17 protein-coding genes and 1 pseudogene are annotated in these 21,013 nt (G+C 43.1%); 5 read left to right on the top strand and 13 right to left on the bottom strand.

All coding sequences use genetic code 11. From position 1 onward, the window contains the following. Positions 1-20: 20 nt before the first annotated feature. Positions 21-1,175: a 23S rRNA (uracil(747)-C(5))-methyltransferase RlmC gene (gene rlmC / locus IEY42_RS17785; RefSeq protein WP_229780154.1), complete on the bottom strand. Its 1,155-nt coding sequence runs from the start codon at positions 1,173-1,175 to the stop codon at positions 21-23. Continuing rightward, the gene (gene ohrR / locus IEY42_RS17780; RefSeq protein WP_188926641.1) at positions 1,144-1,635 is read right to left on the bottom strand and encodes a transcriptional regulator OhrR; all 492 of its coding nucleotides are present in this window, start codon (positions 1,633-1,635) and stop codon (positions 1,144-1,146) included. Before ohrR ends, rlmC begins: the two co-directional genes overlap by 32 nt. Positions 1,636-1,799: 164 nt before the next feature. Between ohrR and IEY42_RS17775 the strand changes: the two genes are divergently transcribed. Next, positions 1,800-1,991, top strand: a complete 192-nt coding sequence (locus tag IEY42_RS17775; protein ID WP_188926640.1) for a cytoplasmic protein — start codon at positions 1,800-1,802, stop codon at positions 1,989-1,991. A 65-nt stretch (positions 1,992-2,056) separates the two neighbouring features. On the opposite strand, the gene IEY42_RS17770 is transcribed toward IEY42_RS17775, so the two are convergent. From IEY42_RS17770 to IEY42_RS17760, 3 genes are all read right to left on the bottom strand, one after another. Beyond that, a complete protein-coding gene (locus IEY42_RS17770) occupies positions 2,057-2,437 on the bottom strand; it encodes a SpoIIAA family protein (protein ID WP_188926639.1) in 381 nt (126 codons plus the stop codon). Between the two features lie 137 nt (positions 2,438-2,574). Further along, positions 2,575-3,984: a multidrug transporter subunit MdtD gene (gene mdtD / locus IEY42_RS17765; RefSeq protein WP_188926638.1), complete on the bottom strand. Its 1,410-nt coding sequence runs from the start codon at positions 3,982-3,984 to the stop codon at positions 2,575-2,577. Between the two features lie 285 nt (positions 3,985-4,269). Continuing rightward, positions 4,270-4,824: a TMEM165/GDT1 family protein gene (locus IEY42_RS17760; protein WP_188926637.1), complete on the bottom strand. Its 555-nt coding sequence runs from the start codon at positions 4,822-4,824 to the stop codon at positions 4,270-4,272. A gap of 465 nt (positions 4,825-5,289) precedes the next feature. Between IEY42_RS17760 and IEY42_RS17755 the strand changes: the two genes are divergently transcribed. Both IEY42_RS17755 and IEY42_RS17750 read left to right on the top strand, forming a co-directional pair. After that, positions 5,290-6,492 carry an aromatic amino acid transport family protein gene (locus tag IEY42_RS17755; protein WP_188926636.1) on the top strand — a complete coding sequence of 401 codons (1,203 nt, stop codon included), beginning with the start codon at positions 5,290-5,292 and terminating at the stop codon, positions 6,490-6,492. A 131-nt stretch (positions 6,493-6,623) separates the two neighbouring features. Then, positions 6,624-8,780, top strand: coding sequence for a S46 family peptidase (locus IEY42_RS17750; protein ID WP_188926635.1), 2,157 nt, complete (start codon positions 6,624-6,626; stop codon positions 8,778-8,780). A gap of 21 nt (positions 8,781-8,801) precedes the next feature. Here IEY42_RS17750 and IEY42_RS17745 read toward each other — a convergent pair whose 3' ends face one another. The 3 genes from IEY42_RS17745 to IEY42_RS17735 form a co-directional block, all read right to left on the bottom strand. After that, positions 8,802-9,503, bottom strand: coding sequence for a 23S rRNA pseudouridine(2604) synthase RluF (locus tag IEY42_RS17745; RefSeq protein WP_188926634.1), 702 nt, complete (start codon positions 9,501-9,503; stop codon positions 8,802-8,804). 28 nt (positions 9,504-9,531) lie between these two features. Beyond that, entirely contained in the window at positions 9,532-10,176 is a 645-nt protein-coding gene (locus IEY42_RS17740; protein WP_188926633.1) for a DUF998 domain-containing protein, read from the bottom strand. Between the two features lie 188 nt (positions 10,177-10,364). After that, positions 10,365-11,702, bottom strand: coding sequence for a Na+/H+ antiporter NhaC family protein (locus tag IEY42_RS17735; RefSeq protein WP_373292884.1), 1,338 nt, complete (start codon positions 11,700-11,702; stop codon positions 10,365-10,367). 350 nt (positions 11,703-12,052) lie between these two features. On the opposite strand from IEY42_RS17735, the gene IEY42_RS17730 reads away from it, so the two are divergent. Next, complete coding sequence (locus IEY42_RS17730; protein ID WP_188926632.1) at positions 12,053-12,337, top strand: hypothetical protein; 285 nt, start codon at positions 12,053-12,055, stop codon at positions 12,335-12,337. A gap of 55 nt (positions 12,338-12,392) precedes the next feature. Here IEY42_RS17730 and putA read toward each other — a convergent pair whose 3' ends face one another. The 4 genes from putA to IEY42_RS17710 form a co-directional block, all read right to left on the bottom strand. Further along, on the bottom strand, positions 12,393-15,587 hold the full coding sequence (gene putA / locus IEY42_RS17725; protein WP_188926631.1) for a bifunctional proline dehydrogenase/L-glutamate gamma-semialdehyde dehydrogenase PutA: 3,195 nt from the start codon (positions 15,585-15,587) through the stop codon (positions 12,393-12,395). A gap of 370 nt (positions 15,588-15,957) precedes the next feature. Next, positions 15,958-16,539: a TIGR04211 family SH3 domain-containing protein gene (locus IEY42_RS17720; protein WP_188926630.1), complete on the bottom strand. Its 582-nt coding sequence runs from the start codon at positions 16,537-16,539 to the stop codon at positions 15,958-15,960. Between the two features lie 140 nt (positions 16,540-16,679). Continuing rightward, entirely contained in the window at positions 16,680-17,948 is a 1,269-nt protein-coding gene (locus tag IEY42_RS17715; protein WP_188926629.1) for an inorganic phosphate transporter, read from the bottom strand. A gap of 24 nt (positions 17,949-17,972) precedes the next feature. Beyond that, entirely contained in the window at positions 17,973-18,653 is a 681-nt protein-coding gene (locus tag IEY42_RS17710; RefSeq protein WP_188918700.1) for a TIGR00153 family protein, read from the bottom strand. Positions 18,654-18,891: 238 nt separating this feature from the next. On the opposite strand from IEY42_RS17710, the gene IEY42_RS17705 reads away from it, so the two are divergent. Then, positions 18,892-19,863 (top strand): CYTH domain-containing protein, encoded by a 972-nt coding sequence (locus IEY42_RS17705; RefSeq protein WP_188926628.1) that lies wholly within the window; start codon positions 18,892-18,894, stop codon positions 19,861-19,863. A 166-nt stretch (positions 19,864-20,029) separates the two neighbouring features. Here the strand turns inward: IEY42_RS17705 and katB are convergent. Next, a pseudogene (gene katB / locus IEY42_RS17700) lies at positions 20,030-20,959 on the bottom strand (catalase KatB); the annotation flags it as partial. Positions 20,960-21,013: the final 54 nt, after the last annotated feature.

Here is a 21,013-nt window from a genome sequence, read left to right as displayed (position 1 = left end):
ATGAACACGCCACTGCTAGCTTAGCGTCTTTCTAGCATCACTAATACTTCGAAATGGTCAGTATGCGCAAACATATCAAATAATTGCACTTTGGTGATTTGATAGCCTTCAATACTCGCCAAATCGCTCACTAACGTGTGAGGATTACAACTAGAATACACAATAGCTTTGGGCGCAAATAAACTCAACGATTGACACAATGCCTCACCTAATCCTCGACGTGGTGGATTAACAATAATCAAATCCGGCTTGTCTTGCTCGGCTTGACCTTGGGCAAATGTTGTTGAGTCCAGCGCACTAAAATCGACATTGGTTAGCCCTAGCTTTTCAGCTGATAGTTTAGCGCATTCAATCGCTTCCGCTTCAATCTCAATACCCGTTAGACGTATGTGTTTATCGGCACAATGCAGACCAAAGCCCCCTACGCCGCAAAATAAATCCCAAATGTAACTAGGGTTAAACGCTGCCACCCACTCGCGAGCGGTTTGATATAATTTGGCAGCCACCTCTGGATTGGTCTGAAAAAAGCTTTTAGGGCGAATAAACAGCGGCACATGATTAAATTGCTCTTCTAAACGAGTTACCTCTGTTAAAAATATTTCTTGCTCGCCTTCCAATATCGCCATGTGTACAGGTTGTATGTTGACAGACACTAACGCTATAGCAGGAAACTCCAGCAATAGCTGGGGCAATTCGCGTTCGATCCGAGCAATAGCTTGTTCACTACGAAGCACAAAACGCAACATAAACTGGCCGTGCTTTTGGCTACGAGTCAGTAAGATGTATTTCAATTCGCCTTTGGCTTTGTCGACACGATAGGGCGGTAAACCGGCTTGCTGCACAAAACGCTCTAATCGATGCAGCAGTATTTGCGTATCATGTGGATACAGGCTGCAATCACATAAGCTAACCGCCTCACCTTGTGGGTTAACCAAACCTAAAATAGGTTGGTGCGCCGCGCCTAACACCACCATTTTGGCTTTATTGCGAAAACCAGACTCAGCACTTAATACCGGTGGTAACCATTTATCGACATTGAGCTTGGCAAATAACTCAACAAGTTGCTGTTGTTTATTGGCAATTTGCTGCGCCATTGGTTGCTCAATATTACGACATGATAAACAATCACCACGTTGAAAATAGTCACACTTCACAACTTGTCGCCTCGCCAGAATTCAGCATGGCATATGCCTGATCGCACAATTGTTTAAGTTGAGCGAGATCGTCAAGCGTTCCGCCCACTTTACAGCGCATTTGCTCTGGAACCGCTAACGCTTGGTGATGTAATTCACGTCCTGCTTCGGTCACGTGCAATACTCGTACGCGCTCATCTAATTCACTGCGCCCACGGCTGACTAACTCTTTGGCCTCTAGGCGTTTAAGTAATGGTGTTAACGTACCAGAATCAAGATGGAGCTTTTCACCTAAAGTTTTCACGCTAATACCTGGCTCTTGCCAAAGCACCATCATGACTAAATATTGCGGGTAAGTGAGTGACAGTTCCTCAAGTAGCGGTCTATAGGCGCGGATCATGGCATTGGTCGCACTATATAGTGAGAAACAAACTTGGTTTTCAAGTGCTAATGGATTCTGGGCAGTTTTTGATCCGCTTACCATGGGGGTGTTAGTAGTCATAGGCTATACTCAATTAATAAATAAAAGTCGCAACACATCATTTAATCAATGTTCGTATTGTAACACATGTTGATTGTGCGCAATCTATATTGGTTATGATATTTTACTCAAGTTGTTACGACAAAAGCCGATAACTAAACATCATATGAATCTGAGGGGAAAACATGACTATCAGTGTGAATGCACCATCTTCGATGCCAACGACGATTGATTCAGGAAACAGCTTAAAAGTGGCTGTGATGGCAAAAGACCAGCAAGAGGCAGAAGGTCAAATGGCACTACAGCTTATTGAAGCCGCAGCGCCAGCACCACAACCTGTCGGTAATAGCGGCCATAATATTAATACCACGGCATAGCAACATGATGCATAAAAAAACCTAGCGAAGTATGCTAGGTTTTTTGTTTTTAAGGCAACTTAGGGTTAATAGCGTAACCATTTCAGCGCATCGCTTTGCTCTTCAAAATACTTCATTTCACCAGAAATAAACCAACTGCCCATTTTTGCAGCCCATTCATACCAGCCTTTATTGCCCCATATGGCTACACGTTCAAATTCAGACTGATGCTTTAATCCCAGCTTTAAATCATCCCAGGCGGCACGTAAATCCCAACCCTCAAGCTCAGTAGCATCCAATAACAAACTGATTTTGGGTTGTTCGACTTGGCTAAGCGCGCCTTCAAGCATTGGCGTAATCACCAGATAATCCTCATGGGTTAGGGTTCCCACGGCTTTAAGTGTCACAAAGAAAACATTCTCGATACGGTTTATGCCAATCGACAAACCATGTTTTTTAATACTCATACCCCACTCCTTAGTGATATAAAAAAACCGAGACTTATGTTTATATTTTAACCCCTTTAAAGGTAAAGAGTGTGCATAACTGCACAAAAATGCTTAATTAATCATCAAGGTTGAGCTAAGCTAATGGTAAGTGCATTTTAGTCTTGAACCATCATCCGGCCATCATGTTCTGATAACAGGGAAAAGATCGCTGCAGCAAATATGGTCATCACACCAACGCTTAAAAAAGTCAGCTGAAATGCACTCAACACAGTCGCTTGTGTAGCGTTACCAACATCGGCACTAAAGCCGCCGAGCAACGCGCCAGCACATGCAACCCCCAAGCTTAACGATAACTGCCCGACTACTGACAATAAGCTATTGCCGCTACTGGCATTTTCATCATCTAAATCAATCAGTGTTACCGCATTCATCGCAGTGAATTGCAGTGAGTTAATCGCGCCTAAAATGGCCAATAAAGCCAGCAGCAACCAATATGGTGTTTGCTCGCTCACTAGGCCAATACTGGCCAACATAATACCCAATGCGAGTGTGTTTGCGGTGAGCACCAATCGATAACCTAAGCGGTCTATAATTGGTCGAGCTAACGACTTAGCCAAAATGGCTGCAGCGGCCAAAGGTAACATGCTCATCCCAGCTTGAGACGGTGAGTAACCCAAAGCCACTTGCAATAATAATGGCACTAAAAAAGGCAATGCACCGCTACCCAGCCTTGCAAAAAGATTGCCAAATAACCCTATCGCAAATGTTCTGGTATTGAATAAAGAAGGTGAAAATAATGGATTGGCGACACGCCCTGCTCGCAGCCAATAAGCAATCAAACATGCCATGCCAGCAAATAGCAGCAACATTACCCGTAAATGAGGTAAATGCAGCTCACCTAACCCTTCCATGGCAATGGTGATGAGCAGCATCGCCGCGCCAAATAATACAAAACCTAGGCTGTCAAAACGCGATTTTTGTTTACCACGTAAGTCGGGGATAAACTTAAAGGCGGCATAACATCCTACGAGTCCAACTGGCAGGTTAATTAAAAATATCCAATGCCAGGTTAAGTATTGCACCATCCAGCCGCCCATAGTTGGGCCAATCAATGGGCCGAGTAAACCTGGAATTGTAATAAAGCCCATAATCCGCACAAGCTCAGATCGCGGGTAAGCTCGTAGCACCACCAAGCGCCCTACCGGCAACATTAATGCGCCGCCGAGTCCTTGAACTACTCGCGCACCTATCAACATATCAAGTGAGTTAGATAATGCACACAGCAAGGAGCCGAAACTAAACAATACAATCGCACTAAAAAAGATCTTTTTGGTGCCAAAGCGATCGGCTATCCAGCCTGATGCAGGGATTAACAATGCCACCGTAAGCATGTAGGCAATAATAACCCCTTGCATGCGCAGCGGGTCTTCATTTAGGTCACGGGCCATTGCGGGCAAGGCGGTATTGAGAATAGTGCCATCCAACGACTGCATAAAAAACGCAATCGCCACCACCCAAGGTAATCCTCGGGCTGTCTTGTTATCAAGAATTTGGCTTTTGATCATCATCCCTCTTTATACCATTGCGCGTTAGTAAGTGATCTCTCAGCGAGAATGTAAAAGGGCTTAAACAAGGCGAATGACTGAATGAATAGTTATTCTCTTTCGAAGTCATGCAACGCAGTGTAAGCCCTTTTAAAACTCGCCTGAAAGGAATGCCCTAGCCGCTTTTGCTCTGCGTTCTCGCTATTTGAAAGGCGTTTATTATCCCGAGCTCAGGTTACATAGCGACGCCTTAATCAAAAAACGCTGGACGCATTCTGAGTGGTCACTTAGTAATGCGCAATGGTATTACCACATGAGCGTGGCGACCCCAAGCAGTGCAAAAATCAGCGCACAACCTCGGTGAATAAATGCCATAGGTAACTTGTTCGCACTAAAGTGCCCCGCTAATATCACAGGTACATTGGCAATGAGCATGCCTAACGTAGTGCCAATAACCACCCAGGTAAGCGATTGATACTTTGCTGCGAGCACCACAGTGGCGATTTGCGTTTTATCACCTATTTCAGCAATAAAGAACAAAATAAACGTCGCGCCAAAAGCCCCGAGTTTATAAAAGCGATGATCATCATCGTCGATTTTATCTGGAATTAACACCCACAATGCAATGGCAAAAAAGCTAACAGCCACAATATAACGTGACCATTGAGGATCTAACCAGCCGATAGCCCATTGCCCCATATACGCAGCAATAAAATGATTAATTAAGGTGGCCAGTAAAATAGCACTAATAATGGCGGATTTATTGCTAAAACGGATAGCTAATAACAATGTGAGTAATTGTGTTTTATCGCCGATTTCGGCAATTGCAACAGAAAAGGTTGAAGTGAGTAATGCGTCCAATATGAAATCCCAGGGGTAAATGACAACTAAGCACAAGCCGCCGCATACCCCTTGATGCAGTGATTGTGCTTAGGTCTCGCTGGGTAAACATCACCGATTAACAGCGTGTTACTGTCTGCACCATGGCATGAGGCCAAATATGTTGATACAGACACCTTGCATGCTACCTGGCGCAATACAAGATTAGCTACTCCCCTAAAACTAGGCGCATTATAACGGCTTAGGCATTTTATTCAATCACCTGTTTTTACATTGGAAGTTTGGCTTAAAACCATCGCGATCCAACAGTAACACCGTACTGCTGCGCTATTGCAAAAATGGCGTGTAAAACAGTTTGGTTCGATGTTGCGTAATTGTTTATAAACAGCCCTGATAGCCTTTTACTGCCGAAGAACCTTGCCTGCTCTGTCACCCTTCTGCTAATGTCCGACACAAATAAAATAATAATTAAACAGGACATTGGCTGTGAATTTGAAAACCTTAGGTTCTATTTCGATTGTCGCGGGAACCGCGATTGGCGGCGGTATGCTCGCCTTACCTTTAGCCACTGCCGCATTAGGTATGATCCCCGCATTAATCTTATTAGTGGTCATTTGGGCTATTTCAGCCTACACCTCACTTCTTATGCTAGAAATTAACCTGCGCTGCGGTGTGGGCGATAACGTCCATGCCATCACCGGAAAAACATTAGGTAAAGTTGGCCAAGTTATTCAAGGCGGTTCCTTTTTGAGCTTATTATTTGCCTTAACCATGGTCTATTTGATGGGCGGTTCATCGTTGCTTGAAACCCGCCTGCAACCAATAGGCATTAACATGAGCAACCAGGTTGCCGTGATTTTATTTACGGTATTTTTTGGTGGTTTGATTGCTATCGGCGTTAAGTGGATTGATAAGATATCGCGTATTTTGTTTAGTGCCATGGTGCTGTTATTAGTTGTGGTCGTCAGCTTTTTATTACCCGATGTTAGCTTAATGACAGCATTAAATAATTATTCAACAACGGTTGCCTCGGGCGATGCCCTGCAACAACTTTGGTTAGCGGCTATTCCAGTAGTATTTACCTCATTTGGTTTTCACGTGTGTATTGCAACCATTGTGCGCTACCTTGATGGCGATGCTGTGTCATTAAGAAAAGTACTTCTGATTGGCTCAACCATCCCTTTAGTTTGTTACATTTTATGGTTACTAGTAACTCTAGGTTCATTAGGCGGTGAAGCCGTACATAGCTTTGGTGGTTCATTGCCTAAATTGGTGGCGGCATTACAAGGCCTTGCCCAATCTAGCATTATTAGCCAGGCCATCGATATCTTCGCTAACCTTGCATTAATCACCTCATTTTTAGGGGTCACCATGAGCCTCTTTGATTACGTCGCAGAATTAACCCGTGCCAAAGATGATGTTGCCGGACGGGCTAAAACTTGGTTAATCACTTTTGTACCGCCTCTGCTGTGTGCGCTTTATTATCCTGATGGTTTTTTTAAAGTGTTGGGGTTTGCCGCCATTCCACTCGTAGTGATGATCATCTTTTTACCGATCGCCATGGCATTAAAACAACGCGCCCAACAGTTAGGGGGTTACCAAGTCTCTGGTGGTACATTCGCGCTTGCCATTGCCGGATTATCAGGAGCCCTTATTGTGTTTGCTCAACTCATGGTCGCACTGGGTTAATTCTGGCCTGTTAATGATTTGTAAGCGAGTTTTTCAGGCGCTACCATGAAGTGATAACTTTTGTTAAAGTCAGGCCTAGCCTGACTTTTTGTTTTCTGGGCAACCAATATTATCTAAATGGACTAATTATAATGAAAAAATGGTTATTAACTGCCGCCATCGCAGCCAGTTTTGGCGCATCGGCTGATGAAGGGATGTGGCAACCACATCAATTACCTGCAATGGCTGACGAACTTAAAGCAAAAGGGTTAGAAATAAGCGCGGACTCTATTTCAAAATTAACAGAGTTCCCAATGAATGCCGTGATCAGTCTAGGCGGTTGTACAGCATCATTTGTGTCACCTAAAGGCTTGGTTGTCACCAACCATCACTGTGCTTATGGCTCTATTCAGTACAACTCAACCCCAGAAAAGAACCTGCTTAAAGACGGCTTTTTAGCCAAAACATACGCAGAAGAATTACCCGCTACACCAGGATCACGTATTTTTGTTACCGAAGACGTCACCAACGTGACAGATAAAGTGACTGCTGGCCAAATGGATAAAGTCGGCAATGACTTTTACAAAGGTATCGAGCTACGAGAAAAAAACTTAGTCGCTGAGTGTGAAAAAGAAGATGGTTACCGCTGCCAGGTATATAGCTTTCACGGCGGTTTAGAATATTACTTGGTAAAGCAACTTGAAATTCGCGATGTGCGTTTAGCTTATAACCCAGCAGCCAGCGTGGGTAAATACGGCGGCGATATCGACAACTGGATGTGGCCACGCCATACCGGTGATTTTTCGTTTTACCGTGCTTATGTATCAAAAGATGGTAAGCCAGCAGACTTTAGTAAAGACAACGTTCCTTACGAGCCAAAAAGCTTTTTAAAAGTATCAGCCAAAGGCGTGAGTGATGGCGATTTTGTGATGGTAGCAGGTTACCCAGGTCGCACTAACCGTTATCGCACCGCAGATGAAGTGAACAATCAATTTAATTGGTCATATCCTCATGCAAAAGAACTGCAAGAGACAATGATTGATATCATTAAAGACACAGCACCTGAAGGCAGCGACGAGCGTATCAAGTACGAAAGCTTAATTGCTGGCTTAGCTAACTATGCTAAAAACTTCACTTCGATGATTGAGTTTTATGGCAAATCAACCATGCTAGCCGATCGTCAAAAAGTAGAAAGTGACCTTGCAAGCTGGATTAGCAAAGATGACAAGCGCCAGCAACACTATGGTGACACTCTAGCAAATTTAGAAAAGCTAGTGGCAAAAAGCCAACAAAACCAGGAACGTGACATTTTACTGGGTTATATTGGTTACACCACTATGGTGACCACGGCACGCAGTTTATACCGTTTAGCCAATGAGAAAACCTTAGCCGATATGGCGCGTGAGCCTGGTTATCAAGACCGCGACATGACTAACTTTACTTCAAGTATGGAGCGAATTGATCGCCGCTATGCTGCCAGTGTTGATAAAGCGTTATTAGCAGATTTATTGACTCGCTATGCAGCGTTACCTTCAGAGCAGCGCATTGCATCTTTAGATAAAGCATTTGGTATTACCGATAAGTTTGACCCTAAAGCCTTAGTAAAAACCCTCGACAAGATGTACGCCAAAACTAAGCTTGACGACAAAGACACTCGTTTAGCTTGGATGAATAAATCAGTTGCCGACTTTAAAGCGTCTAACGATCCCTTTATTCAATTTGCAGTACAAACCTATGATGCAGACATGGCACTCGAAAAAGCCGAAAAGCAGTTAAGCGGTGACTTAATGAAAGTGCGTCCACAATACATGGATGCCATCATTGCTTATAACCGTGAGCTAGGTAAGCCAGTTTACGCTGATGCAAATTCAAGCTTACGAGTGACTGTGGGCAACGTTAAAGGTTACTCGCCACAAGATGGATTACAGGCGGTACCCTTTACTCGCTTAGAAGGTTTATTAGCTAAAGATACTGGTGCAGACCCATTTGATGCACCAGCTAAGCAGCTTGAGCTGATTAAGCAAAAGCAATACGGCGATTACTACGTTAAGGCAATTGATTCTGTGCCGGTTAACTTTTTATCGACCCTTGATACCACCGGCGGTAACTCAGGTTCGCCAACATTAAATGGCCGTGCTGAACTCGTTGGTTTATTGTTTGATGGCGTATACGAAAGCATTATTGGCGATTGGGGCTACGATGCTCAAAGCAATCGTTCAATTCAAGTTGATAGCCGCTACATGCTATGGGTAATGAAGTATTTAGACAATGCTGACAACCTATTAGCTGAAATGGATATCGCTAAATAGCCCCAGCTTAACTCAGTAACCTTAACTGAGCTGCTGTAAGCTCAATAACTCTGCGGCCGATACTGGCCGCATTGTTTTTTCTGGCAAATCATCTAAACACACCTCCATGAGTTTTGTTCTCAGTAAATCAATCACCTTAAAACCCAACGCCTGACACATGCGCCTTATTTGACGATTTAACCCTTGAGTGAGCACAATTTCAAAGGTTGTTGAGTTAACTAATGCTATGGAGCATGGCCTTGTTTGCACCTTGGCATAATTCACTCCTTGTGCCATATCATTTAAAAACTCAGCCGTGATCGGTTTATCGACCTGGACGACATAGGTTTTGCTGTGATGAAACTCTGGATGCATTAAGGTTTGAGTGAGCTCACCATCATTGGTTAAAAGTAATAAACCACGCGAGTCTTTATCTAAACGCCCTGCGGGATACAGCCTTGGGCTTGTAGGAAGTAAATGAAGTAAGCTGTTGGGGTCGTTAATCAATAAACGGCAATCAATACCGACGGGCTTATGGTACAGCCAATATTGCTTTTCTTGTGGAGGTAAAACAGGTTGGCCATCAACACAGATATTAAGTGACGTTGAGCTATCGACGCGATCGTTATGGTTCGCCCGTTGCTGGTTTATGGTGACGTATCCACGCTCAATTAACCGTGAAGCCTGGCGGCGTGACGCAACACCACATAAGGCCAAATAATGACTAATGCGAACCAAAGGCATGGTCTAGAGCTACCCTTAAATTAAAAAACTAATAGTTTTCGAGCCACTTATAAACCACTTTTTGTTGAGTTTTAATGGCTTTCATCATGTGAAAACTCAAACAAACGCACCATAAAATATTGGCTTGTGTTAACGACCACATAGCTAAAGACACACCACAATACTGCGGCATGTAAGTTGAACATTCAGGAAAGTCGAGTAAATTCCAGTCTAACAATTGCAATAACAAACCTCCACTTATCAACGCCATAATAGTGAACGCCAGCATACGCTTATTCATAGTACTGCCGGGTTTAAAGTAATCTAAAACACAGACACAATGCAGTACAATTGAACTGAATAAATACAAGGTAGACACTTTACGGTGAATATCTAAAAAGTTAATCGGAAACACGCCCATCAAAATAATGCTCGCACCGACAATGCCGCCCATCATCGCCAGGTATCGGCTGAGTCCGTCTTGATAGGTATGAAATACTGCGACCATCGATAGCAACAAGCAAGAGCCACCAGCCAACAACGACAAATTAAACACGACCGCCAGCGGTGAGTTCATGTAATCGCCCAAAGTGTCAGGACGGATCATCAGCATATCAACGCTGATCCCGCCGGCTTCAGCCAGCAATGCACTGCCTACACCAAATGAGCAAATCACTGCGGTGGCTAAAGACATCAACACGATCACTAGGTGCAAATCGTAATTTCGAATTCTAGATATCACTTGATATTGATCATGCTTATGCAAAAAAAGGAGGCAAATATTAACCTGTTAACGACTAAATTTAAAGCAAATAACAACATGCCCCACCGTTTAGGGTTGGGCATCTTTGTATCAATTATAAAATGAGGCTTGTTGGCTTATTAAGTTCGCTTACGCAAAATCACAATAGCCACTGCAGTAACGGCTAACACCATGCAATACCACGCGTTTGATATTGCTGTTAATGGGCTAATGGTAAATACCGATGCAATCAGTAACGCTTGCGCGCCGTGTGGAATTAACCCCTGGATAATACAGGCGAAAATATCCAAAATGCTGGCGGCACGCTTAGGGCTAACACCGTGTTTTTGGGCTAACTCTTTAGCTATATCACCAGTAACCACAATCGATACCGTATTGTTTGCAACACAAGTATTGGTTGCGGCAACTATAGTCGCCATACCTAATTCAGCTGCGCGGCTTGATGCTTCACCATTGGCTTTTGAAAAACGACCAATCAGTTTTTCAATAATACGGCTTACAAAGGTCAGCCCACCTTGCTGTTGCATTAACGCGGCTAAACCACCCACTAACATCGACAGAATAAAAATTTCCTGCATGTTAGTAAAACCAGTGTAAATATCATTACCCATTTGGATAACAGTATATTCTGAGGTAAATACCCCTGTAGCACCGGCAAGTACAATGCCTAAAGACAGCACCACAAATACGTTAAGCCCCGCAACAGCAAGCACTAAAATCGTTAAATAAGGGACAACTTTTAAGATATCGATATCTTGCGCTGCAATATCAGCCTGACCCTGGCCAGACAAAGCAAATAACACTAAGGTGATGATTGAAGCAGGAATAGAAAACACCAGGTTTTCACGAAACTTGTCTTTCATTTCACAACCTTGCGTACGAGTTGCCGCAATAGTGGTATCTGAAATAATCGATAAGTTATCACCAAATAATGCACCTGACATTACCGCGCCCGCCATTAATGCGTAATCAATTTGAGCCTGATCTGCAACACCTAACGCGACTGGTGCAACCGCAGCAATGGTGCCCATTGAGGTCCCCATTGACGTGGCAATAAATGCGGCAATCACAAAAAAGCCTGGCAATAATAAATTAGACGGGATAAACGATAAACCTAAAGCGACGGTAGCATCGACGCCACCCGTTGCTTTAGCGACTGCAGCAAAAGCCCCCGCAAGCAAATAGATTAAACACATGGCAATGATATTGCTGTGGCCAATGCCTTCAATAAACGTTTCAATTGCTTGGTTGATGTGTTGCTTAGATAACAATATGGCCAATACAATAGCTGGTAAAATGGCGATTACGCTCGGTAATTGATAAAACGCATAATCAACACCTTGGCTTTGAAAATATAAGCCAGCGCCAATAAATAAACCTAAAAATACAAATAACGGTAATAACGCCACAAACGAAGCAGGATTTTTTGCGACGCTCGTGGGTGATTGAATTGGTATGGTCAAAGTAATCTCTCTTTATCTTAACGATTTGGGGTTGTCGGATGAAAAAAGCGAGTACGACACAATCTCGGTCATCGGTATTATCTAGTGGCTCAGGGGCACAAACTAAATATTGCAGTCACATCTTAACAAGTTGCGCCAAGAATAAGAGAACTTATTAGCTATGTCAATCTAGACGTCTAGACTTCTTTGCTTCTAGGGTGACATTTATAATTAAGATGGCAAACTTCTACAAAATTTGATCAATTTCTCCCATTAATGTCACTCAAACTTGATTTAAGTTAACACTAACCTAATGTCGATTTGCTAACCTGACAAGAGTTCATCGATAAAAATAAGGTGAAGCTATGTTGCGTAAACCAGACAGAATGACGGCGATGAAACAACTCATCTCTCAAGTAAAAGTCAGCTTTCCACTTGACCAGCCTGATATCTTTCGCTGTGGGCCGAACAACACTTGTGTCGGTTGCCCTAAAAAACTATTGGATTTAGTCGACGTAGAAATCAATTATTGGGAAGCGGCCATGGCTCAAGGGGTTACCCCTTCACTCGGTGACATCAGCCGTTTTGCCAAAATGTGCACTAACGTTAACCGTGGTTTAAAACGAAATAATATTCCAACTCAGCATTAGCTGGCATAAAAAAGCCCACTTAAGCGTGGGCTAATCATCATAATGACTTTATGAGTTACTCGTCAGCATCGCCTAAAGACAATAACGTTGCATTACCGCCAATTGCGGTAATGTTATTAGTGCGGGTCTTTTCGGTCACAAAACGGGTTAAGTAGTGTGGGCCACCGGCTTTAGGTCCAGTACCTGATAATCCTTGACCACCAAAGGGTTGCACACCAACCACAGCACCAATTTGATTACGGTTAATGTACACATTACCCACATTGACTTTATCAGCTAAAGACAGCGCATGGCCTTCATTACGGCTGTGGATCCCTAAGGTTAAGCCAAAGCCTGTACTGTTGATTTCATCAATCACTTTAACTAAATCAGCAGCTTTGTAACGAATCACATGCAAAATTGGTCCAAAATGCTCTTTTTCAAGTAATTTTATTGAGTCAATTTCAACTGCTGTTGGTGCGACAAAGTGACCATGTTTAGTCCCTGCTGGTAACGCAAGTTTATTGATCAATTTACCTACCTGGCTTATGTGATCAATATGCGCATTTAAGTTCGCTTTTGCACTCGCATCAATCACAGGGCCAACATCCGTTTTCACTGAACTTGGGTCGCCAATGGTTAATTGCTCCATTGCGCCTTTCATCACTTCAATAACGCGCTCTGCTATATCTTCTTGTAAAAACAACACTCGCAATGCAGAACAGCGCTGGCCGGCACTGGTAAATGATGAAGCTACCACATCATTTACCACTTGCTCTGGCTGTGAGGTTGAGTCAACCACCATGGCATTCTGGCCGCCGGTTTCAGCAATTAATGGAATAATCGCACCATCACGATTTGCCAAAGTACGGTTGATTAATTTAGCCGTGCCTGTAGAGCCAGTAAAACAAACACCGCCAATACGTTCATCAGCAGTAATCGCAGACCCGACAACAGCACCCGTACCCGGTAAAAACTGTAATACGTCTGTTGGAATACCCGCTTGGTGAGCTAATTGCACTGCACGGAAACCGACTAAACAAGTTTGCTCTGCAGGTTTAGCAATAACCGTGTTACCCGCAGCTAGCGCAGCTGATACCTGACCTAAGAAAATCGCTAATGGGAAGTTCCATGGGCTAATACATACAAAAATGCCACGGCCTTGTAAAAACAGTTCGTTTAACTCACCTGTTGGGCCTGGGAGCAATTCAGGCTTAGCCATCATCTTCTTAGCTTGCACGGCATAGTAACGACAAAAATCGACGGCTTCGCGTACTTCATCAATACCGTCTTGAATGCTCTTACCGGCTTCGCGGGTACATAATGCAATCAATTCTTCGCGATTTTCTTCTAATAAGTCAGCTAATTTTTGCAATGCGTTAGCGCGAGTTTCAACTGGAGTACGTGTCCAACCAGTAAATGCGGCATCAGCACCAGCAATGGCTTGCTCAATGGCATTAGCATCTGCAAACGCCACTGTGCCCACAGTTAATTCAGTATTAAATGGGCTAACAACGGTTTGTACTTCACCCGGTAAGATTTTGCCATTAACTAATGGGCCTGCTGTCCATTGAGTGTTGCTAAAGGTATCTATTGCAGCAAAAAATGGCTCTGACTCAGAAATAATGTTCATGTTTAATCCTTTAGAGTTTTTACGTTCTGCACCGAAAATATCCGCTGGTTGCACAATTTTATGATTAGCTAAGCTCTTATAACCTAATAGCGTTACCAAAGGGTGTACTACTAAGCCGTCGATTGGGGTGTTTGGGTCAACTAATTTATGTACAAACGAGGTGTTAGCGCCGTTTTCAAGTAAACGACGCACCAGGTAAGGCAGTAAGTCTTTATGGGCACCAATTGGCGCGTAAATTCGGACCGCTTTAGCGCCGCTTTCAGCCAACATAGTGTCGTAAAGCTCTTGGCCCATACCGTGTAAGCGTTGGAACTCGTACAAACGATCGCCTGCCATTAAATCGATACTGGCAACCGTTTGAGCATTATGGGTGGCAAACTGGGGGTAAATCGCGCCACGGGTGGCGTCAGACAATAAATAACGTGCACAGGCTAAATACGACACATCGGTACCGGCTTTACGGGTAAAGAGTGGGTAGCCTGCTTCACCCGCTTGCTGCGCCCATTTAAGCTCACTGTCCCAATATGCACCTTTCACTAAACGCAGTGGAATTTCATCACCTTGATCTTTCGCCAGACGCGTTAGCCAGCATAGCGTTGGTAAACAGCGCTTTGAATAAGCCTGCACCACAATACCTAATAAGCCCCAACCTTTAGCAGCTTCAGACTGATACAACTTTTTAAATAGAGTGAGCGATAACTCAAGACGATCAACTTCTTCAGCATCGATAGAGATACCAATGTTAAGTTCACGCGCTTGGACGATGAGCTTAATAACAGTGTCGTATAATTCGGTTAATACTCGGTCTTCGTTAGCCACTTCATAACGAGGATGTAAAGCCGAAAGCTTGATTGAAATGGTCGGTCTTGGCGAGTCTGACTCATCGTATTGCAGTGCGCCTAAATCACGGATCGCATTGCTATAATCGATAAAGTATTTTTGCGCATCTAAAGCAGTTAATGCCGCTTCGCCGAGCATATCGTAACTGTGGGTATAACCTAACTTACGTTTTGCTTCGCTGTTTTTAAGCCCTTCTTTAACATCGCGGCCTAATACAAATTGCTTACCCATGATTTTCATTGCCGCAAGCATGGCTTGGCGGATCATCGGCTCGCCCACGCGATTAACAAGACGCTTTAATAGGTTACTTGGCGTGCCATCCAAGTTACGGTCTAACTTGACGATACGACCGGTTAACATTAAGCCCCAAGTAGATGCGTTAACTAACACAGATCCACTCTTGTTTAAATGTTCATCCCACTTAGCACCTGACAATTTATCTTCAATTAATGCATCAGCCGTTGCCGCATCTGGAATGCGCAATAAAGCTTCTGCTAAACACATTAAGATAATGCCTTCTTGCGTTTCTAAGCTGTATTGCTGCAAAAAGGCATCAATACCCACCATTAGGCCTTTTTTCTCAAACTGGCGTACTTTACTCACAAGTTCATGGGCACGACGAGTGACTTGTTCAATGTCTTGTTCAGACGATGGCACAAGCTTAATCAATTCAGACAGGTATTGTTCTTCATCGACAATGTAGTTGTTAGTCACTGCCCGAAACAGTTCCTCTAGAGTGGCATTGTCATAACGACCGCCCAGTACTTCACTCGCTTTGAACATAGTATTCGCTTCCATCTAGGTCAGGTTAAGGATGGTTATGGTGGTGGTTTTATGGACACTGTATTCACGAATATTTTATTTTGTATACAATGTACGATCCGATTTTCGGCGATTATACATTCAAAATGTGAACTTGCACACATTAGTTGAATAGTTGTGATTGAATGTTTAATTAATCAAACTAAAACCCACAAAAAAACTTTGATAAAATCAGTTTCTTACACTCATAAGCAATCGAAAACACTTAATTAACAACAAGTTAATATCCAGGGGCCAAAATAGTAATTGATGAGTAAAATTCATCATAAAAAACCATAAAAAAAGGCCAACGTTTAAATCGTTGACCTTTTATTGGCTGTAGTTTAGCAGAAAAATCGCGATTAGCTTACATCCAACGATTTTTCTTTCGACGCTGCGGACGAGGTAAATAAACTAAAATAATGCCGATTAACGCACCTAAACCACCAATCAAACCACCTTGTTGCCACAACTCATAGCGTTGATCATCAACCACTTGAGAGATTTTAGATTGCGCGTCATCTCGTTCTGTCGTGGCTTGTGCTAATGCCTTTGTTAGTTCGGCAATTTTATCATTGGCCAGCTTTAAGTATTCTTCATTGTTATCTGTACTGAGCGACACTTTATTTAGCTGTTCATTGGTTTCTCGCAATTGCGCTTCCATCTCAGGAAAACGTACACGGAAACTGGGTTTGTCGGTCACTAAACTGCTTAACACCCAGCCTTCACGACCTTTATGATCGATAATTTGGGTATAGTCACCTTGGGTATTGTCCAATAATGTTATTGGCTGCCCTGCTTCTACACTACCAATGATACGGAACTCAGTTCCTGGCCCGCCATGGATATAGGTGAATACATCATCAGAAATGTAATCAGATTCGGCTTGCGCTGTAAACGCTACACTTGATGCAAGCACTAAAATAAAGATTGAAAGCAGTCTTAACACGGGTAATTATCCAAACGTTGTAAACTTGTTGTCATGCTATTTATTAAATGCCCTGAATGCAAGAAGGAAGTCATATGACTTCCTTCTTAAATGCATTTAACCATTCATTTTTTACGAATGTGTGCAGTTCGATAGTTAACTTAACTAAAGATACCTTTAATAGTGTAAAAGAACACTATCGATAATGCTGCGCCAGCAGGTAAAGTTACCACCCAAGACACCACAATATTACGCACGACACCGATGTTAATTGCCGCAATACCACGGGCCATTCCGACACCTAATACTGCACCCACTAATGTTTGAGTAGTAGAGATAGGTAAACCTGTGCCAGAAGCTAGTACCACTGTCGATGCAGCAGCAAGTTCAGCGGCAAAACCACGGCTAGGTGTTAAGTGAGTGATATTTTTACCGATGGTTTGCATTACACGCTGACCAAAAATGGCCAAACCTAATACAATACCCGTTGCACCTAATGGTAAAACCCACCAAGACAACACGGCTTTAGCACCGATAACGCCACCACTTTCTACAATAGAGACGACTGCAGCTAACGGGCCAATCGCATTGGCAACATCGTTAGAACCATGGGCAAATGCCATACAACAAGCAGTGACAACCATTAATACGGCAAATACTTTCTCAACGTTACCAAATTGGGTTTTAACGTCTGCTTTGTCGCTCATTTTTAAACGACCAATGGCTACTTTACCAACTATGCCTACAATCACAGCAACCAAAATCGCTAACAGATAACCTTCTGTTGTTGAGAAGTGCAAACCAACGTGCTTTAAGCCTTTAGTTATTGTCACTAATGACATCACAAAACCCGCTAAAGCCATATAAAAAGGCACATAACGTTTAGCATTGGCTAACGGATCTTCTGTATCAAAAATCATCTTTTGTACACTTTGGAAAATGATAAAGGCAATAAAGCCTGAAATCGCAGGTGTTACCACCCATGAGCCAACAATACCGCCTACTGCGCCCCATGACACAGAGTCGATATTGACACCAACAGCAGCAAAACCAACAATCGCACCAATAATTGAATGCGTAGTTGATACCGGCCAGCCTAATGCTGATGCCACCACTAACCAAATACCAGCAGCTAATAGCGATGCAATCATACCGTACACCAATAACTCAGGTACTTCGATAAAATAGCTCGCGTCGATAATCCCTTTACGAATAGTGCTAGTCACTTCTCCGCCGGCTAAAAATGCGCCAGAGAATTCGAAAATCATTGCAATAATGATGGCTTGTTTAATAGTAATGGCATTAGAACCTACAGAGGTTCCCATGGCATTGGCTACGTCATTTGCGCCAATACCCCATGCCATCAAAAAACCAAATGCTGCCGCAATCATAATAAGCATTGGGCCGTTGGTGACTAATACATCAACCATGTTGTTTCCTTGATAACCTTGTGATTAATTACGAGCTAGCATTAGCTCTAGGCGGGAACCCACACGCTCAGCAAGATCTGCTAAACCTCCGACCCATTCGATAATTTTATACATGAACATCACATCAATAGGATTCAATCCATCTTCTAATGCGTACAATTGGCGACGCACTTGAATTTGTAGATCATCAGAATCTTCTTCGATGATATCGAGTTCATTGATCATTTTGGCAACCAACTCAACTTCACGACCACGGAAACCGGTTTCGAGTAAATCGTCGAGCTCGTTAATAGCTTGCTTAGCTAAAGACACGGCATCTAAACAACGTTTTAGATAGGCACCGAAAGCAGCTTGTACAGGCTGAGGAAGGACTAATTGACGGCCAATAATACGGCCAGAGATATCTTTTGCTTTGTTGGCAATTTTGTCTTGCTGAGTTAATAACTCGAGTAAGTCAGTACGCTCAACAGGCATAAATAATCCACCAGGTAACGTTAGGCGAATTTCACGCTTGAGTGAATCAGCGTCTTTTTCCAGCAAACTGATTTGTTTGCGGATCTTTATCGCTTCATCCCAGTCACCTGAAATGGTTGCGTCAAAGAAAGGAACAAGAAGTGATGCACACTCATGTACTTTGTCGATATGCTGTTCTAAAGGCTTAAGAGGTGATTTTGCAAACACACCTAAAATAGAGTTTACTGGCATTGCCGTTTACCTATTTAATTAATTCCAATTTGGAAAAAGCGGGCGCATGTTAACCCAAGCGTCCGCATAATGAAACTGTGTTTTTTAATTTTATATCACACAGTTTCTCAGTTATCGTTGCTCAGTATATATGATGCGAGCAAGGCTATCCTAAGATATTTTTATGACAGCAATATTACATTATGAACATATTGTGACGCATTAATGAAGATTTGATTACACCTAAGGCAAAAAGTAAATGGACACAGAAATAGAGTTGAAACTCTTTATTCAACAACAAGATCATGATTTATTGAAAAAAATATTGAATGAACTTCCTCATTCGTCTCCCCAATGGTCAAAAAAACTGTCTAATGGATATTTTGATACAATCGATTTACAACTACGTCGTTGGGATATGGGGTTACGTGTAAGAGGCTTTGATGAACAACTCGAACAGACCATAAAAACAGCAGGTAGTGTTGTGGGTGGCATCCATTCTCGTCCAGAATATAATGTCAGAATAAATCAAAAAGTGCCGGACCTGTCACTTTTTCCGTCTAAAATTTGGCCAGATGGACAAAACATTAACGCGATCACAGAATCTCTCGAATGTATTTTTGAAACCAATTTTCAACGCCAAACTTGGCACATTGAACATCAAGGTTCTGTTGTCGAAGTCGCTTTAGATCTAGGTGAGATTATTGCAGGTGATCTCAGTGAACCGATTTGCGAACTCGAATTTGAATTACTCTCAGGCCAAGCCTCATCGATATTCCCTTTGGCCATCGCAGTAGCTAAATCAGTTCCGGTACGTCTTGGTAAAGCCAGTAAAGCACAGCGTGGTTATCAGCTAGCAGGAAAATCGCCTGGCGTTGCAACATCACCTCTAGACAGCATGCCAACGGTAGGTGCTAGCCAAGAGACATTAACCCAAACGCTTACCAACGCTTTAGAACGTTGGCAACTGGTGGAGCAGCGCTTATCAGTGGCTTCGCTTGTGCAACAAACACCGCTATGGACACAACTCATTGATTGTATAGAATTAATTGAAAGTTCGTTAACACAACTCAATCCCAGAAACAGCCAACTAGATACGCTTGTTAATCCGGTTTTAGCCGCTGTAAAAACGGCGGCGGAGGCGACATCAAGCTCCTCATTAGCTGTGTTATGGCGTCAACCACAATATGGGCAATTACAATTAGCGTTAGTGGCTATGCTAATGAGTTAAAAGCTAGCTGTTTTGTTTTAGAGACAAAAACAGGAAGGCAAGCCTTCCTGTTTTTATTGGGTTACATCTAGCTAATATCACTTCTAACCTAACCCGAATTAGGGGTAAAAAATGAGATTATACTATTTAAAATCAGCACATTACCTATCACCACCCCGAGTTCAGATTACTTAGCTAACGCTTGTTTTACGCGTAGTCCGTAATCTGCATCGGCCTTGGTAAAGTGATCGACCATCGTTTGTTGTACCGCAAGCGTAGCCTGGCTTAAAGTACCGGCAATGGTATCAACTAAACGCACTTTCTCTTCTTCACTGAATAGTCGATACAAGTTACCCGCTTGCGTAAAGTCGTCTTGGTTATAACGACTGTATCGTGCGGCTTCACCGTCTAAACGTAATGGTGGCTCTGCAAAATCAACATTTTCAATTAATGGTGCCTGAGTATTAGGGCCATAATTGACACTTGCGTCGCCACCGGTTTGGCTACCTTGGTATGGGCATGCAGTACCTGCCATAGCACCAGCACGTTGATGATGATTCGCTTTGGCGGCATGTGGACAGTTAACAGGTAGCTGATTGTAATTGGTACCAATACGGTAACGTTGAGCATCAGCATAAGAAAACAATCTTGCCTGCAACATTTTATCTGGTGATGCACCGACACCTGGCACTAAGTTGCTTGGCGCTAATGCTACTTGCTCTACTTCAGCAAAGTAGTTTTGCGGTAAACGGTTTAGTTCAAGCACACCCACTTCAATGAGCGGGTAATCGCTGTGCGGCCACACTTTAGTTAAATCAAACGGATTGATGGCATAGGTGTTTGCATCAGCCTCAGGCATAATTTGAACATTGACTGTCCAACGTGGGAAGTTTGCATCGTTAATGGCCACCATCATGTCGCGCTGTGATGAATCAGGATCAATGCCCTTTAAAATATCGGCTTGCTCGCCTGTTAAGTTCGCTACACCTTGCTGCGACTTAAAGTGGAACTTAACCCAAAAACGCTCACCTTTTGCATTCCAAAACGAGAAAGTGTGTGAACCATAGCCGTGCATTTGGCGATAGTTAGCCGGAATACCACGGTCAGACTGCGTAATACCATGATGCCGATCGGTCAATACCATTCAAGCCGATCACTTTTTTGTTCGCCA

The organism is Shewanella algicola (genome assembly GCF_014648035.1).
Taxonomy (GTDB): domain Bacteria; phylum Pseudomonadota; class Gammaproteobacteria; order Enterobacterales; family Shewanellaceae; genus Shewanella; species Shewanella algicola.
The sequence above is the reverse complement of the archived record's forward strand: the minus strand, read 5'-3'. Positions and strand labels throughout refer to the sequence as shown.

Bases quoted from the DNA above. Each gene is read 5' to 3' on its own strand.
- IEY42_RS17750 (WP_188926635.1), top strand. From the start codon at position 6,624: ATGAAAAAATGGTTATTAACTGCCGCCATCGCAGCCAGTTTTGGCGCA.
- IEY42_RS17710 (WP_188918700.1), bottom strand. From the start codon at position 18,653: ATGCCAGTAAACTCTATTTTAGGTGTGTTTGCAAAATCACCTCTTAAG.
- IEY42_RS17740 (WP_188926633.1), bottom strand. From the start codon at position 10,176: ATGTCTTTAGCCACCGCAGTGATTTGCTCATTTGGTGTAGGCAGTGCA.
- IEY42_RS17770 (WP_188926639.1), bottom strand. From the start codon at position 2,437: ATGAGTATTAAAAAACATGGTTTGTCGATTGGCATAAACCGTATCGAG.
- IEY42_RS17730 (WP_188926632.1), top strand. From the start codon at position 12,053: ATGTTGCGTAAACCAGACAGAATGACGGCGATGAAACAACTCATCTCT.
- IEY42_RS17705 (WP_188926628.1), top strand. From the start codon at position 18,892: ATGGACACAGAAATAGAGTTGAAACTCTTTATTCAACAACAAGATCAT.
- putA (WP_188926631.1), bottom strand. From the start codon at position 15,587: ATGGAAGCGAATACTATGTTCAAAGCGAGTGAAGTACTGGGCGGTCGT.
- IEY42_RS17715 (WP_188926629.1), bottom strand. From the start codon at position 17,948: ATGGTTGATGTATTAGTCACCAACGGCCCAATGCTTATTATGATTGCG.
- mdtD (WP_188926638.1), bottom strand. From the start codon at position 3,984: ATGATCAAAAGCCAAATTCTTGATAACAAGACAGCCCGAGGATTACCT.
- ohrR (WP_188926641.1), bottom strand. From the start codon at position 1,635: ATGACTACTAACACCCCCATGGTAAGCGGATCAAAAACTGCCCAGAAT.
- IEY42_RS17745 (WP_188926634.1), bottom strand. From the start codon at position 9,503: ATGCCTTTGGTTCGCATTAGTCATTATTTGGCCTTATGTGGTGTTGCG.
- IEY42_RS17775 (WP_188926640.1), top strand. From the start codon at position 1,800: ATGACTATCAGTGTGAATGCACCATCTTCGATGCCAACGACGATTGAT.